Annotated in this window: 14 protein-coding genes; 7 read left to right on the top strand and 7 right to left on the bottom strand. The window is 72.4% G+C overall.

Features of this window, described 5'->3' with window-relative positions:
* Positions 1-151 precede the first annotated feature (151 nt).
* Entirely contained in the window at positions 152-1,816 is a 1,665-nt protein-coding gene (hutU, locus tag ACFZDA_RS11410) for a urocanate hydratase (protein WP_391078381.1), read from the bottom strand.
* 150 nt (positions 1,817-1,966) lie between these two features.
* Between hutU and ACFZDA_RS11405 the strand changes: the two genes are divergently transcribed.
* Positions 1,967-3,358: a diaminopimelate decarboxylase gene (locus tag ACFZDA_RS11405; protein ID WP_391078378.1), complete on the top strand. Its 1,392-nt coding sequence runs from the start codon at positions 1,967-1,969 to the stop codon at positions 3,356-3,358.
* 100 nt (positions 3,359-3,458) lie between these two features.
* On the opposite strand, the gene ACFZDA_RS11400 is transcribed toward ACFZDA_RS11405, so the two are convergent.
* The 4 genes from ACFZDA_RS11400 to ACFZDA_RS11385 all read right to left on the bottom strand — a co-directional run bounded on the left by ACFZDA_RS11400 (position 3,459) and on the right by ACFZDA_RS11385 (position 6,397).
* The gene (locus tag ACFZDA_RS11400) at positions 3,459-4,043 is read right to left on the bottom strand and encodes a hypothetical protein (RefSeq protein ID WP_391078375.1); all 585 of its coding nucleotides are present in this window, start codon (positions 4,041-4,043) and stop codon (positions 3,459-3,461) included.
* 132 nt (positions 4,044-4,175) lie between these two features.
* Positions 4,176-5,018: a MurR/RpiR family transcriptional regulator gene (locus ACFZDA_RS11395; RefSeq protein WP_391078372.1), complete on the bottom strand. Its 843-nt coding sequence runs from the start codon at positions 5,016-5,018 to the stop codon at positions 4,176-4,178.
* A gap of 124 nt (positions 5,019-5,142) precedes the next feature.
* Complete coding sequence (locus tag ACFZDA_RS11390; protein WP_391078370.1) at positions 5,143-5,838, bottom strand: DUF305 domain-containing protein; 696 nt, start codon at positions 5,836-5,838, stop codon at positions 5,143-5,145.
* An 88-nt stretch (positions 5,839-5,926) separates the two neighbouring features.
* Positions 5,927-6,397 (bottom strand): hypothetical protein, encoded by a 471-nt coding sequence (locus ACFZDA_RS11385; protein WP_391078368.1) that lies wholly within the window; start codon positions 6,395-6,397, stop codon positions 5,927-5,929.
* A gap of 158 nt (positions 6,398-6,555) precedes the next feature.
* On the opposite strand from ACFZDA_RS11385, the gene ACFZDA_RS11380 reads away from it, so the two are divergent.
* The 3 genes from ACFZDA_RS11380 (at position 6,556) to ACFZDA_RS11370 (ending at position 8,410) form a co-directional block, all read left to right on the top strand.
* A complete protein-coding gene (locus ACFZDA_RS11380; protein ID WP_391078365.1) occupies positions 6,556-6,948 on the top strand; it encodes a BlaI/MecI/CopY family transcriptional regulator in 393 nt (130 codons plus the stop codon).
* Positions 6,945-7,901 (top strand): M48 family metalloprotease, encoded by a 957-nt coding sequence (locus ACFZDA_RS11375; protein ID WP_391078362.1) that lies wholly within the window; start codon positions 6,945-6,947, stop codon positions 7,899-7,901. Before ACFZDA_RS11380 ends, ACFZDA_RS11375 begins: the two co-directional genes overlap by 4 nt.
* Positions 7,902-7,984: 83 nt before the next feature.
* On the top strand, positions 7,985-8,410 hold the full coding sequence (locus ACFZDA_RS11370; RefSeq protein WP_391078579.1) for a hypothetical protein: 426 nt from the start codon (positions 7,985-7,987) through the stop codon (positions 8,408-8,410).
* Between the two features lie 15 nt (positions 8,411-8,425).
* Here the strand turns inward: ACFZDA_RS11370 and ACFZDA_RS11365 are convergent, their stop codons facing one another.
* Positions 8,426-9,187 (bottom strand): SDR family NAD(P)-dependent oxidoreductase, encoded by a 762-nt coding sequence (locus tag ACFZDA_RS11365; RefSeq protein WP_391078360.1) that lies wholly within the window; start codon positions 9,185-9,187, stop codon positions 8,426-8,428.
* 145 nt (positions 9,188-9,332) lie between these two features.
* Here ACFZDA_RS11365 and ACFZDA_RS11360 point away from each other — a divergent pair, with 145 nt between their 5' ends.
* Positions 9,333-10,199, top strand: a complete 867-nt coding sequence (locus ACFZDA_RS11360) for a helix-turn-helix domain-containing protein (RefSeq protein WP_391078357.1) — start codon at positions 9,333-9,335, stop codon at positions 10,197-10,199.
* 350 nt (positions 10,200-10,549) lie between these two features.
* On the opposite strand, the gene ACFZDA_RS11355 is transcribed toward ACFZDA_RS11360, so the two are convergent.
* The gene (locus ACFZDA_RS11355) at positions 10,550-11,938 is read right to left on the bottom strand and encodes a cystathionine beta-synthase (protein ID WP_391078354.1); all 1,389 of its coding nucleotides are present in this window, start codon (positions 11,936-11,938) and stop codon (positions 10,550-10,552) included.
* A 157-nt stretch (positions 11,939-12,095) separates the two neighbouring features.
* Here ACFZDA_RS11355 and ACFZDA_RS11350 point away from each other — a divergent pair, with 157 nt between their 5' ends.
* Both ACFZDA_RS11350 and ACFZDA_RS11345 read left to right on the top strand, forming a co-directional pair.
* Positions 12,096-13,121, top strand: a complete 1,026-nt coding sequence (locus tag ACFZDA_RS11350; RefSeq protein WP_391078351.1) for a GDSL-type esterase/lipase family protein — start codon at positions 12,096-12,098, stop codon at positions 13,119-13,121.
* Positions 13,122-13,263: 142 nt separating this feature from the next.
* Positions 13,264-14,481: an acetyl-CoA C-acetyltransferase gene (locus ACFZDA_RS11345; RefSeq protein ID WP_391078349.1), complete on the top strand. Its 1,218-nt coding sequence runs from the start codon at positions 13,264-13,266 to the stop codon at positions 14,479-14,481.
* Positions 14,482-14,512: the final 31 nt, after the last annotated feature.

Genomic DNA, 14,512 nt, shown 5'->3' with positions numbered 1-14,512 from the left:
CCAGGCGGTACAGGCTGTGGGCCGTCGTTCCGCGGGGCGATGGGGGTCCCCCCTGTTCGAGCGGAGCCGAGAGCTTGGGGGAGGGTGGGCACAGCCGAATCCGCGGACGGCGACGATGCACCAGCCCCTACCGGAGGGTTGCCGTCACGAGTCACGCCGAGTCACCTTCACGCATCGGAACACGGACGCCCTTCTCCTCAGCCACCGTCTCCGCGATGTCGTACCCGGCGTCCACATGCCGGATGACCCCCATGCCCGGGTCGTTCGTCAGCACCCGCCGGATCTTCTCGCCGGCAAGCTTCGTACCGTCGGCCACCGTGACCTGTCCCGCGTGGATCGAGCGCCCCATACCGACCCCGCCCCCGTGGTGCAGGGACACCCAGGACGCCCCGGACGCCACGTTCACCATCGCGTTCAGCAGCGGCCAGTCGGCGATCGCGTCGGACCCGTCGAGCATGGCCTCGGTCTCCCGGTAGGGGGAGGCGACGGAGCCGCAGTCGAGATGGTCGCGGCCGATGACGACCGGCGCGGCCAGCTCCCCGCTCGCGACCATCTCGTTGAACCGCTCACCGGCCTTGTCCCGCTCGCCGTAGCCGAGCCAGCAGATGCGGGCGGGCAGGCCCTGGAAGTGGACGCGTTCACCGGCCATGCGGATCCAGCGGGCCAGGGACTCGTTCTCCGGGAAGAGGTCGAGGATCGCCTTGTCGGTCTTGGCGATGTCGGAGGCCTCGCCGGACAGGGCGGCCCAGCGGAAGGGTCCCTTGCCTTCGCAGAACAGCGGGCGGATGTAGGCGGGGACGAAGCCGGGGAAGGCGAAGGCCCGCTCGTATCCGGCGAGTTGCGCCTCGCCGCGGATGGAGTTGCCGTAGTCGAAGACCTCCGCGCCCGCGTCCATGAAGCCGACCATGGACTCGACGTGCCGGGCCATGGACTCGCGGGCCCGGGCGGTGAAGCCGGCCGGGTCCTTGGCGGCGGCGTCGGCCATGTCCTCGAAGGCGGTGCCGAGGGGCAGATAGGCCAGCGGGTCGTGGGCCGAGGTCTGGTCGGTGACGATGTCGACCGGAGCGCCCATGGCGAGCAGTTGCGGCACCAGCTCGGCGGCGTTGCCGAGGACGCCGATGGACAGCGGGCGGCGGGCGTCACGAGCCTCCACGGCGAGCCGCAGCGCGTGGTCCAGGGAGTCGGCTCGCACATCCAGATAGCGGTGTTCGATGCGCCGTTCGATCGCACGCGGGTCGCAGTCGACACAGATCGCCACACCGTCGTTCATCGTCACGGCGAGCGGCTGGGCGCCGCCCATCCCGCCGAGGCCGGCGGTCAGTGTGATCGTCCCGGCCAGGCTGCCGCCGAACTTCTTCGCGGCGACGGCGGAGAAGGTCTCGTAGGTGCCCTGGAGGATGCCCTGGGTGCCGATGTAGATCCAGGAGCCGGCCGTCATCTGCCCGTACATGGTCAGGCCGAGGGCCTCCAGGCGGCGGAACTCCTCCCAGTTCGCCCAGTCGCCGACGAGGTTGGAGTTGGCGATGAGGACGCGCGGGGCCCACTCGTGGGTCTGCATGACGCCGACGGGCCGGCCGGACTGGACCAGCATGGTCTCGTCCTGCTTCAGCCCCTTGAGCGTGCGCACCATCGCGTCGAAGGAGCGCCAGTCGCGGGCCGCCTTGCCGGTGCCGCCGTAGACGACGAGCTTGTCGGGGTGCTCGGCGACCTCCGGGTCGAGGTTGTTCTGGAGCATGCGCAGGGCGGCTTCCTGCTGCCATCCCAGGGCGCTTCGTTCCGTGCCGCGCGGTGCTCGGACGGGGCGGGGTCCTGACATGGTCGGCCTCCTGGTGGGTGCGTGGTGCTCCCGGCGGGTGTTGCCGCGGGTCATTGTTGCTGCGACTATTCACATCCTGGCCATCTGAATAGAGCTAGTCAATACGTCGAGGCGTCGGCGCGGCGCTGTCGTGGATGTTTGGCTGGATGCATGGGCGCACACATCGAGGCGGAAGAGACGGACCACACCGGGGCCAGGCGCGCGGCGCGGCGGCACGAGGCGGTGCGGGCCGCCGTGGAGCAGGGGCTGCTCGGGCCCGGCAGCCCCCTCGTCGGGCTGCTGGACGTCACCGGCATCCGGGAGTCGGCGGCGGAGCTGCGGGCCGCGTTCGACGCGGTCGTCGCGCCGGGCACGCCCGTGCTGCACGCCTTCGCGGTGAAGGCGACCCCGCTGGTGCCGGTGCTGCGGCTGCTGCGCGAGGAGGGCGTCGGCGCGGAGGTGGCGAGCCCGGGCGAGCTGGCACTGGCGCGGGCGGCGGGGCTGGGCCCGGAGATGACGGTGCTGGACTCGCCGGCCAAGACGCCCGCGGAGCTGCGCGAGGCGCTGGCGCTGGGCATCGCCGTCAACGCGGACAATCCGCAGGAGCTGGAGCGCATCGACGCCCTGATGAGGTCCGCCGCCAGCCGCTCCCCGCTCGGGATCCGGGTGAACCCGCAGATCGGCGGCGGTTCCATCGAGGCGACGTCGACGGCCACGGCGACGTCGAAGTTCGGGGTGGCGCTGCGCGACGAGGGTGCCCGGGAGTGGGTCGTAGGGGCGTATCTGGACCGGCCGTGGCTGACCCGGCTGCACGCGCACACGGGGTCCCAGGGGGTCCCGCTGTCCCTGATGGCGCGGGGCGTGGCGGAGACGTACGAGCTGGCGGAGGAGATCAACCGGCGGGCCGGGCGGCGGCAGATCGACACGCTCGACATCGGCGGCGGGCTGCCGGTGAACTTCGCGTCGGACGCGACGACGCCGACGTACGCGCAGTACGCGCGGATGCTGGCCGAGGAGGTGCCCGGTCTGTTCGACGGGCGGTACGGACTGGTGACGGAGTTCGGGCGGTCACTGCTGGCGAAGCACGGGACGGTCGTGGCGCGGGTCGAATACACCAAGCGCGCGGGCGGCAGGCCGGTGGCGGTCACGCACGCGGGCGTGCAGGTGGCGACGCGGACGGTGTACGCGCCGGGGGCCTGGCCGCTGAGGATCGCCGGGTACGACGCCGAGGGGCGTCCGAAGGAGGGTCCGGCCGTGGTGCAGGACGTGGCCGGACCGGCGTGCTTCTCGGGCGACCTGCTGGCCGAGGGGTGCGCGCTGCCGCTGCTGGAGCAGGGGGACTTCGCGGCGGCGCTGGACACGGGGGCGTACTACTTCGCGCACCACTACGCCTACAACTCGCTTGTACGGCCCGCCGTTTACGGATTCGCGCCGGGTGGGCGGGGACGGGTCTCCTTCGCGGTGGTACGCCGGGCGCAGACGGTCGAGGAGGTGGTGGCGGAGTCCGGTGGGGCGCAGGTCGACGCGCTGGTGGGCGGCCGGGTGCCGTGGGGGCTTCCGTAGCACCCGGCCGCGGGTTCGTCGTGGCGGGTCGCGCCCACGCGGCGGCAGCCGCACCTCGCATGCGGCACCGCGCCCCTGGACCCGGCCTCCCCCGGTCCGGTCAGACGAGCGCCGGCGTCTTCTTCCTCGCCCCGCCCGGTGCCGCGTCACCGGCCGCGATGCCCGTGCTGCGGTAGCTCTTGACCCGCTCGCCCGCGGGGCCGCCCGCACCGCCGCGCAGCCAGTCCACCCGCACCCACAGCAGCACCTCGTCCGCGCGCTCGCGTCGGCCGAGCCATGCGGCCTTCAGCCACAGGCCCGCGCCGCAGCCGGCCAGGAGCAGACCCGCCGCGGCGGGCACGGCGAAGGCGCTGCCCAGGGCGGCGAGGAAGGTGAGCAGGAGCCACCAGCGGTGGGCGCGGCGCCAGTTGCGGGCCGTGACCGCGCGGTCCTGGAGCACGTCGTGCTTGCCGGCGCGGGCCGCGGAGGCGGCCAGGGCGACGTAGCGCTTGCGGCGCCCGTAGGCCACCGCGGCCGTCGCCAGGACGAACAGTGCCGCACCGGCCAGGACGCCGACGCGGCGGCCCGTCACTCCCGTGGGCAACAGGCCGATGCCCGCCGCGAACACACCCAGCCACCACAGCGGGGCCGCCCCCGCCCGTACCACGACGGCCACCCGAGCCAGCCCTTGTCCTCCGCGCGTCACGTTCAGCCTCCGTTCGGTCTCCGAAGCGTCTGAAGGGCGTTTCAGGAGACGCACATTAGCGACACAACGTGAGACGAGTCTGAGAATGACGAGTCCGAGTCCGACGACTCCGGGAACGCGGTGCCCGTGCCGTCAGTCGACGAACAGTCCCCGCGCCGCCGCCTTCACGTCGAACTCCTCCAGGCGGGACTGGGCCTCCGGCAGGTCGTCGCACATCGCCTCCAGCAGCACCCGGCCGAGCAGCATGGGGGCGCAGGCCGTGTCGAAGGCGAGGCCGGTGCCGACGGCGGCGGGCAGCAGCAGGTCGGACACCTTGGCCACCGGTGCGAAGGCGGAGTCGGCGACCGTGACGACGGTCAGCCCGGCCTGTCTCGCGTAGTCGAGGGCGGCCACGACCTCGCGGGGGTGCCGGGGCAGCGCGAAGCACAACAGTGTGGTCGCGCCGGCCCGGACGGCGGCGTCGACGCGGTCGTGGAGCATGGTGCCGCCCTCGTTGAGGAGCCGCACGTCGGGATGGACCTTGGCGGCGAAGTAGGCGAAGCCGTGCGCCTGGGCTGCCGCCGCCCGCAGTCCGAGGACGGGCAGCGGCCGGGAGGCCGCGAGGAGACGCCCCGCGCGCTGCACGGGCCGGGGGTCGGCCAGGACCTCCGCCAGGTGCCGCAGGTTCTCGATCTCGGCCTCGACGGCCTGCTGGTACGCATTGGCGGACCCGGTGTCCGCGGCGGGTTCGGCGGGGGCGACCTCGCGCAGGTGGCGGCGCAGGGCCGGGTAGCCGTCGAATCCGAGGGCGACGGCGAAGCGGGTCACGGACGGCTGGCTGACCCCGGCCAGCTCGGCGAGCTCCACACTCGACAGGAAGGGCACGTCGGCGGCGCGCCGCACCATGCTGTGCGCGATGCGCCGTTGGGTCGGTGTCAGCCGGTGGCCCTCGAAGAGCGCCTGCAACCGCGCGGCAGGGCTGTCGGTCGCGCTCATGTCGTGCTCCCCCTCGCCCATTCAGTAGCTGAGGATTCTGCATGAGCATATGCAGAGCGGCAAGCGGGGCCCGGGCTCCTCGGCGGGTGCCTCGGAGCCCTGGGCGGTCAGCGGGTGATGCGGATCAGAGCCGGTCGAGGATCTTCTCGAACTTGTCGACCTCGGCGGACTGGCTCTTCACGACGTCGGCGGCGAGCTTCTTGGCCTCCGCGTTACGGCCGTTCTTCTGCTCGTCCTGCGCCATGGTGATCGCGCCCTTGTGGTGATCGATCATCATCTCCGCGAACATCCGGTCGAAGTCGGTGCCCTTGGCGGCTTCGAGCTTCTTCATGTCCTCGTCGGACATCATTCCGGGCATCCCGGACCCGTGGTCCATGCCGCCGGATCCGTGGTCCATGCCGGGCATGCCCTCCCCGGCGGACTCCGGCTCGCCCCAGGCCTTCAGCCAGGACTTCATGGTCCGGATCTCGGGGTCCTGGGCCTTCTCGATGTCCGCGACCAGGGACTTGATCTCCGCGTCGGAGGCCCGGCCGTCCGCGAGCCCGGCCATCTCCAGGGCCTGCTCGTGGTGCGGGATCATCATCTGCGCGAACGTCACGTCCGCGTCGTTGAACGAACCGGACGCCGACGTCTCACCCGTCGCCCGGGTTGGCGAGGCGGAGGCGGAGGCGGAGCTGCCGCTCCCGTGGTCCATGCCCTCCGTGTCGTTCCCGCCGCAGGCGGCGAGCAGCAGCCCGCCCGCCGTGATGGCGCCCACCACGGCGAGACGGCGGCTCAGGCGACGGTCGAGACGGTTGAGAGCGTGCTTGTGGGCAGTCATGTGCGAGATACCTCTTGTCGTCAGTTTCTGGCTGTGCGGAGCAGGCGTCTGCGCGGGCAGCACTGTGTGGGCCGCGCCACGGTCCGGCCTATATCCGCAGAACTGACAACTGGGAGAGGAGCGGTCTCGGGGGCGGAGTGCAGGGGCGGGCCAGCGCCATCGACCGGGCGAGAAGGGCGGTCAGCCGCTCAGGCCGGCGGACCACCAGCTCGCGGAGGAACAGCACGACCAGCCACACGGTGAGAACCGCCAGGCACACGGACATCGGGTCCATGCCACCCGGAATCCCGTGCACCGGCGACTTCTCAGCCGACACCGCCCTCCCGTGCTCGGCCGCCGTCATCTCGGGCCCGGCCGGGGCCGCGGCGTTCCGGCCCGTGGCGTCCTGGGCCATGGCGTCGTGGGGCACACCCGCGGCAGCGGGAACAGCACCGCTCATGCCGTGCCCGGACGACTCCTGCGGGTGGCCCATCGTGTGCATGGCGAACACGCCCAGCGCGAGCATGACGACCAGCAGGAGGTACCCGAAGGCCCCGCCTGCCCGCAGCCGCCCGCTCATGCCGACCCGCCTTCCGTACTCGACCCACCGCGATACTACTAAGTCAGTTGGTACACCGTCGCCGCCGCTCAGGGCAGGTGCGACACGTCACAGTGACCGGCGAAAGGGGTGCCCTACGATGCGAGGCACCCCGGTGACGGGGAAGAAGAGGGGGCAGGGTGCGACGGCTGGGTGACCTCGAGGCCGAAATCATGGACCGGCTCTGGCGCTGGGGCCGGCCTGCCACGGTCCGGGAGATCGTCGACGACATCAACCACACCCGTCCCGTCGCCTACACGACGGTGATGACGGTCGCGGACATCCTCCACCGAAAGGGCCTGCTCCGCCGCGAGAAGGCCGGGCGCGCCTGGCTGTACAAACCCGAGCGCAGCCGTGAGGAATACACCGCCGCCCTCATGCAGGACGCGCTCGGCAGCACCGAGGACCGCCGGGCCGCTCTGCAGCGATTCGTGGAGCACATGTCACCGGAGGACGTGTCCGCGCTGGCCGCCGCACTGCGCGCGACGGGCCGCGCTCCCGGCGGCGCCGAGGAACCCGGGGCACCCGCGTGAGGGGACTCCTCGGTCACGCGGGCCCGTTACTCGTCCCCGGCCCTCATGTGCTGCCGCCGCTGACCGTCATCGTGGTGGCCGGGGTGCTGCTGCCGAAGGCGCTCGCCCGCGGCGGCTGGGCGCACCGGACACCCCGGCTGGCTCTCACGGTGTGGACCCTGCTCGGGGTGTCCCTCATCGCCTCCGTGTCCCTGGCGGCCCTGCACCTCCTGCTTCCGGCGGCGAGCAGCCACCACCTGTCCCGCTTCCTCGACTGCTGGGCCGGCCTCCCGAACGGCCTGGCAGGCGGGGACGCCCGCGTGGGTGCGGCCCTCTGGGCGGCGGCCTGCGCGCCCGCCGTCTTCGCGGTCGTCCTCGTACGCGAACTGCTGAGCGCGAGGCGCGTGCGGGCACGTCACGCCGCACTGCTGCGCCTCGTCGGGAGCAGGCGACCGGGGCTGTGTGCCACCGTGCTGGAGCATGACACCCCGGCGGTGTACTGCCTGCCGGGCCGGGCACCTGACATCGTGGTCAGTTCCGGGGCGCTGAAGGTCCTGACCGGGCAGCAGGTGACAGCGGTGCTGGAACACGAGCGGGCGCACATCGCCGGCCGCCACCATCTGCTGGTGGCCGCGGCCAGGGCCTTCGGTGCCGTATTCCGTCCACTGCCCTTGGCGCGGCTCGCTCGCACCGAGGTACCGCTGCTGCTCGAGATGACAGCCGACGACCGGGCGTTGCGCCGGTGTTCGCGGGACGCACTGGCCACCGCTCTGTACGCGGTGGCGTCCGGTCAGACACCCCCCATGGCCTTCGCGGCGGGCGGACCGTCGGCGGTGGTGCGGATGCGCCGCATCCTCACACCGCACGCCCCGTGCTCTCCGGCACCGCGGACCGCGTTCGCGGCACTCGCCGCGGCGGCCGTCCTGACTCCGCTCGTCCTGGCCTGCTGTTCCGTTCCGGGTCTCGCCGGCTGACGGGGGCATCCCCAGCCCGGACAGGGGGGCTAACCCCAGTGCGGCCGGTGCCCCGGCTTTCTACCGTGAGGGGCATGACCGGAATGGACGCGCGGGACACCGACCTGAAGAAGGAACTCGACGCCACCCTGCACGCGCGCAGGGAGCTGGGCGATGAGTACGAGTCCGCCCTGGTCGACTCGTTCCTGGAGAAGGTCGACCAGCGGATCGACGGTGCGGTGGAGCGCCGGGTGCGCCGACAGCTCGCCGAGCAGCAGATGCAGACGGCCCGGGATTCCCGGTCGCCGGGGTCCACGGACTCCTGGGGCGAGCGCTTCGGCTTCGGGATCGTCTCCCTGGTCCTCGCGGTGCCGCTGTCCGCGATCGGCGGGGGCGTGGCCCATCTGCCCGGCCTGCTCACCGCCTGGGCGGGCATCGTCGGCGTCAACGTCGTACAGGCCGCCCGCACCAACCCGGGCCTGTTCGGCGGCCGCCGCACGTCCTCCCAGGACAGCGGCTGGGAGGACTGAGCGGGCGCACGCCGTTCAGACCTGCCGGGTCGGCAGCGCGACGATCTGCCGCAGGTTGACCCGGCGCGGGCGGCTCGTCACGTAGGCGACCAGGTCGGCGAGTTCCCCGGCGGACAGCGCGCCCACCTCGTCCAGCATGCCCTCCACCTGCCGGGAGAGTTCCGCGTCGGCGATGTGCGTGCGCAGCTCGCTCTCGACGAACCCGGGCTCGATGTTGGTGACCCGGACGTCCCGCGGTCCGAACTCGCCGCGCAGGGACTCCGACAGATAGGTGACGGCGGCCTTGGTCGCGCCGTACACCGCGTAGTTCGGGAAGCTGACGTGCGCGGCGATGGACGAGATGTTCACGATGTCGGCGGTACGGCCGTCCGCGGCGGCGCCCACCAGGTCGCCGGTGAAGGCGCCGATCATCCGCAGCACGCCGGCGACGTTGGTGTCGAGCATCCGCTGCCACTCGTCGGCGCGCCGGGCGTCGACGGGGTGCGGCAGCATGACGCCGGCGGCGTTCACGACCAGGTCGACCGTCCCGTACTCGGCGTGGATCCGGTCGGCGGCGTCGGCCACGGACGTCTCGTCGGTGACGTCCGCGGCGACGACCAGGGCCTGCCCGCCGTCGGCACGGATCTTCCCGGCGATCGCCGCGAGCCGTTCCTCACGCCGGGCCAGCAGCGCCACCCGCGCACCCTGGGCGGCCAGCAGCACGGCGACGGCCTCGCCGATCCCGCTCGCGGCTCCGGTGACGACGGCGGTACGGCCGGCCAGGTTCTCGTACGGCATGGGGTGTCCCCTCGGTGGTGGCCGGGGCGTCTCCCCGGCGTCGTCCACCACCCTCGGCCTCTTCGGCGGCCGTACCCAGGGCGGCGCTTTTCCTGGGTCTGGCAGTACCAGGTTCGCCGGCCCCGGGCCGCATAGGCTCAGGGCCATGGACGGAGAACTGGGAGACTTCCTGCGCTCGCGCCGCGCCCGCATCCAGCCGGAGGAGGTGGGGCTGGCCTCGTACGGCCGCCGCCGGGTCCCGGGGCTGCGTCGTGAGGAGGTGGCGCAGCTGGCCGGGGTGAGCGTCGACTACTACATCCGTCTCGAGCAGGGCCGGGGGCCGAGCGTCTCCGACGCCGTGCTGGACGCCGTCGCGCGGGTCCTGCGGCTGGACGAGGCGGAGCACGAGTACCTGCGGGCGGTCGCCCGGCCCCGCCGGCGGGCCGAGGGCCGTCAGGCCGCGGCCCGGGGATCCACGCACCGGGAGGCCGCGGCCGCGTCCCTGGTGCGCCCGGGTGTCCAGCTGATCCTGGACGGCCTGGACCGCAACCCGGCGTACGTCCTGGACCACCGCATGGACGTCCTCGCCTGGAACGCCCTCGGTGACGCCGTGGTCGGTCTCAGCGACCAGGCTCCGGGCGAGCGCAACATGCCCCGCCGCGTCTTCCTCGACCCGAGCGCCCGGGACCTCTACCCGGACTGGGCTGCGATCGCCTCCCAGACGGTCGCCCACCTCCGTCTGCAGGCGGGCCACCACCCGGACGACGCGGCGACGGCCCGGCTCGTCGGTGAACTCTCCCGCGCCAGCGACGACTTCCGCCGCCTGTGGGCCGACCACCTGGTCAAGCCCTGCGACCACGGGGTGAAGCAGCTGCGGCACCCGGTCGCCGGCCTGCTGACCCTCCCGTACGAGACCCTCACGATCCCGGCCGCCCCGGACCAGACGATCGTGGTGTACACGCCCGAACCGGGCTCGGAGACGGCGGAGCGGCTCGCGCTGCTGGGGAGCTGGATGACGAGCCGGGCGGGCTGACCCCGCACAAGGAAAAACGGCAAAGAAAAGCGCGGGGACCGCCGCACCCCCGTGACCGGGGGGCGGGACGACGGCGGTCCCCGCGTACGACGCGGGCCTGGTCAGGCCGGGCCCTCGCGTCTGTGACGTCGGTGGAGGTCCGGGAGCCGCTCCGGAGGTCCTTGACGCCAACGGCGCCGGCCGGGGCGAGGAGCCGCTCCCGCCCTGCCGACACCCCTAATGTGCAGGACTCGTGTTAAGCGGGTGCTGCGCGAACGTGACGCGCTCGTACCACTTCCGCGAAGTCCGCGAAGATCGCGGACGAACGGCAAGTGCACCCGGTTCACGGGTGGTTCACCTGCCGTTCGCCGTCACTTCGCGGAGCGGGCGAGGAAGGACAGCAGGTCCTGCCGGCTGACCACACCGGTCGGCTTGCCCTCGACGAGGACGATCGCCGCGTCCGCCTTGCCGAGGACGGCCATCAGATCGGCGACGGGCTCGCCGGAGCCGACCTGGGGCAGCGGGCCGGACATGTGCTTCTCCAGCGGGTCGTCGAGCGAGGCGCTCTTGCTGAACAGGGCGTCCAGCAGCTCGCGTTCCACGACCGAGCCGACGACCTCGGCGGCCATCACGTCGGGGTGGCCCGCGCCCGGCTTGACGACCGGCATCTGCGAGACGCCGTACTCGCGCAGCACGTCGATGGCCTGACCGACCGTCTCCTCCGGGTGCATGTGGACGAGGGAGGGCATGCGGTCACCCTCCTTGTCGGCGAGCACATCGCCGACGCGGGCGCTCGGGCCCGCGTCCTCCAGGAAGCCGTAGTCGGCCATCCACTCGTCGTTGAAGATCTTGCTGAGGTAGCCGCGGCCGCTGTCCGGCAGCAGCACCACCACGACGTCGTCCGGGCCGAGCCGCTCGGCGACCTCCAGCGCGGCGACGACCGCCATGCCGCAGGAGCCGCCCACCAGCAGGCCCTCCTCCTTGGCCAGGCGGCGGGTCATCTGGAAGGAGTCCTTGTCGGACACGGCGACGATCTCGTCCGCGACGGTCCGGTCGTAGGCGGTCGGCCAGAAGTCCTCGCCGACGCCCTCGACGAGGTACGGCCGCCCGGACCCGCCGGAGTAGACGGACCCCTCGGGGTCGGCGCCGACGACCTGCACCCTGCCGTCACTGACCTCCTTCAGATAACGGCCGGTCCCGGAGATGGTGCCGCCGGTGCCCACGCCCGCCACGAAGTGGGTGATCTTCCCCTCCGTCTGCTCCCACAGCTCGGGGCCGGTGGAGTGGTAGTGGGAGAGGGGGTTGTTCGGGTTGGAGTACTGGTCGGGCTTCCAGGCGCCGGGCGTCTCACGGACCAGCCGGTCGGAGACGTTGTAGTAGGAGTCCGGGTGCTCGGGGTCCACGGCGGTCGGGCACACGACGACCTCGGCGCCGTAGGCGCGCAGCACGTTGATCTTGTCGGTGCTCACCTTGTCGGGGCACACGAAGATGCACTTGTACCCCTTCTGCTGCGCCACGATGGCGAGGCCCACGCCGGTGTTCCCGCTGGTCGGCTCGACGATCGTGCCCCCCGGCTTGAGCGCGCCGCTCTCCTCGGCCGCCTCGATCATGCGCAGCGCGATGCGGTCCTTCACGGACCCGCCGGGGTTGAAGTACTCGACCTTGGCCAGGACGGTCGCCCTGATGCCCTTGGTCACGCTGTTGAGCCTCACCAGCGGGGTGTTGCCGACGAGACTGATCATCGAGTCGTGGAACTGCACCGTTGTCTCCGGTTGCCGCAGAAGTGGTCGTAATTGGTGCCGCCAGCCTATGGCCTGCCAGTCATCCGTGACGGTCGTTCACTCCCCGTTGAGATTGGGCGACGGTCGGTACGGGGCAAGCACTGGGTGTACGGGTTCGAGGAGGTGGCGGCGACGCATGACGAGCATGTCGAGGGCGCGGGTGGCCCGGCGGATCGCGGCGGGCGCGGCGTACGGCGGCGGCGGGATCGGTCTGGCCGGGGCGGCGGCCGCCGGGCTGGTGCTGGCGGAGGTCCAGCTGGCGCGGCGCCGGGTGGGCAACGGCACGTCGCCGCATGTGCCGCACGCGGACGGGACGTACGGCCATACGTACGCCGGTCCCGGTCAGGAGCCGCTGCGGCTGACGATGCTGGGCGACTCCACGGCCGCGGGCCAGGGCGTGCACCGGGCCGGGCAGACGCCGGGCGCGCTGCTGGCCTCGGGCCTGGCGGCCCTGGCGGAACGCCCGGTGGAGCTGCGTACGGTGGCGACGCCCGGGGCCCGCTCGGACGACCTGGACCGTCAGGTGGCCCTGGTGCTGGCCGCTCCCGACCCGGTGCCGGACATCTGCGTGATCATGGTCGGCGCGAACGACGTCACCCACCGCATGTCCCCGACCCGCTCGGTCCGCCACCTGTCCTCGGCGGTACGGCGACTGCGCACGGCCGGCGCGGAGGTCGTGGTCGGCACCTGCCCCGATCTGGGCACGATCGAGCCGGTCCGGCAGCCCTTGCGCTGGCTGGCCCGACGGGCCTCCCGCCAGCTGGCGGCCGCCCAGACGATCGGAGTCGTCGAACAGGGCGGCCGCACCGTGTCCCTGGGTGATCTGCTCGGCCCCGAGTTCGCCGCGAACCCGCGTGAGCTGTTCGGCCCGGACAGCTACCACCCCTCCGCCGAGGGCTACGCGACGGCGGCGATGGCGGTCCTGCCGACCGTCTGCGCCTCGCTCGGCCTGTGGCCGGCCGAGGAGGAGCGCCCGGACGCCTCCCGCCGCGAGGGGTTCCTGCCGGTGGCCCGGGCGGCGGCGGAGGCCGCGTCGGAGGCGGGTACGGAGGTCACGGCCGCGATGCCGAGCGGTCCGAGGGGTCCGTGGGCGCTGCTGAAGCGCCGGCGGCGCCGGCGGGTACCCGAGCAGGAGCCGGCTCCCGCCTCGCCGTCGAACTGACGAAAGCCCCGGGAGGCCGAAAAAGCAAGCGCTTAGAAAACTGCGGCCAGGGTCACACCGCCCCACCCGTGACCCAGCCCATACGTACGGGTAACTTCCCAGACAGCCCAGCCAGACCACCCGGTACGTCAATGGAGCCGTGATGCCCGAAGCCGTGATCGTCTCAGCCGCCCGCTCCCCCATCGGCCGCGCCGTCAAGGGCTCCCTCAAGGACCTCCGCCCCGACGACCTGACCGCCACGATCGTCCAGGCCGCCCTGGCCAAGGTCCCCGAGCTGGACCCGAAGGACATCGACGACCTGATGCTCGGCTGCGGCCTGCCCGGCGGCGAGCAGGGCCACAACCTCGGCCGCATCGTCGCCGTACAGATGGGGATGGACCACCTGCCGGGCTGCACCATCACCCGGTACTGCTCGTCCTCCCTGCAGACCTCCCGCATGGCCCTGCACGCCATCAAGGCGGGCGAGGGCGACGTCTTCATCTCGGCCGGCGTCGAGATGGTCTCCCGGTACGCCAACGGCAGCTCGGACATGCCCGGTACGCACAACCCGCTCTTCGCCGAGGCCGAGGCCCGCACCGAGGCGACCGCCCAGTCCGAGGGCTCCACCTGGCACGACCCGCGCGAGGACGGCCTGCTGCCCGACCCGTACATCGCGATGGGCCAGACCGCCGAGAACCTGGCCCGCGCCAAGGGCGTCACCCGCCAGGACATGGACGAGTTCGGCGTCCGCTCGCAGAACCTCGCCGAAGAGGCCATCAAGAACGGCTTCTGGGAGCGCGAGATCACCCCGGTGACCCTCCCGGACGGCACGGTCGTCTCCAAGGACGACGGCCCCCGCGCCGGCGTCACCCTGGAGGGCGTGCAGGGCCTCAAGCCGGTCTTCCGCCCCGACGGTCTGGTCACGGCCGGCAACTGCTGCCCGCTCAACGACGGCGCCGCCGCGCTCGTGATCATGTCCGACACCAAGGCCCGCGAGCTGGGCCTCACCCCGCTCGCCCGCATCGTGTCCACCGGCGTCTCCGGCCTGTCGCCCGAGATCATGGGCCTCGGCCCGGTCGAGGCGAGCAACCAGGCCCTGAAGCGGGCCGGGCTGACCATCGACGACATCGACCTGGTGGAGATCAACGAGGCGTTCGCCGCCCAGGTGATCCCCTCCTACCGCGACCTGGGCATCCCGCTGGAGAAGCTGAACGTCAACGGCGGTGCCATCGCCGTCGGCCACCCCTTCGGCATGACCGGCGCCCGCATCACCACCACGCTCATCAACTCCCTCCAGTTCCACGACAAGCAGTTCGGCCTGGAGACGATGTGCGTCGGCGGCGGCCAGGGCATGGCGATGGTCATCGAGCGCCTCAGCTGAGCGCCTGACCGTAGCCGCCATAGCACCGACC

It is taken from the genome of Streptomyces sp. NPDC007991 (assembly GCF_042958445.1).
Lineage (GTDB): Bacteria > Actinomycetota > Actinomycetes > Streptomycetales > Streptomycetaceae > Streptomyces.
The sequence above is the reverse complement of the archived record's forward strand: the minus strand, read 5'-3'. Positions and strand labels throughout refer to the sequence as shown.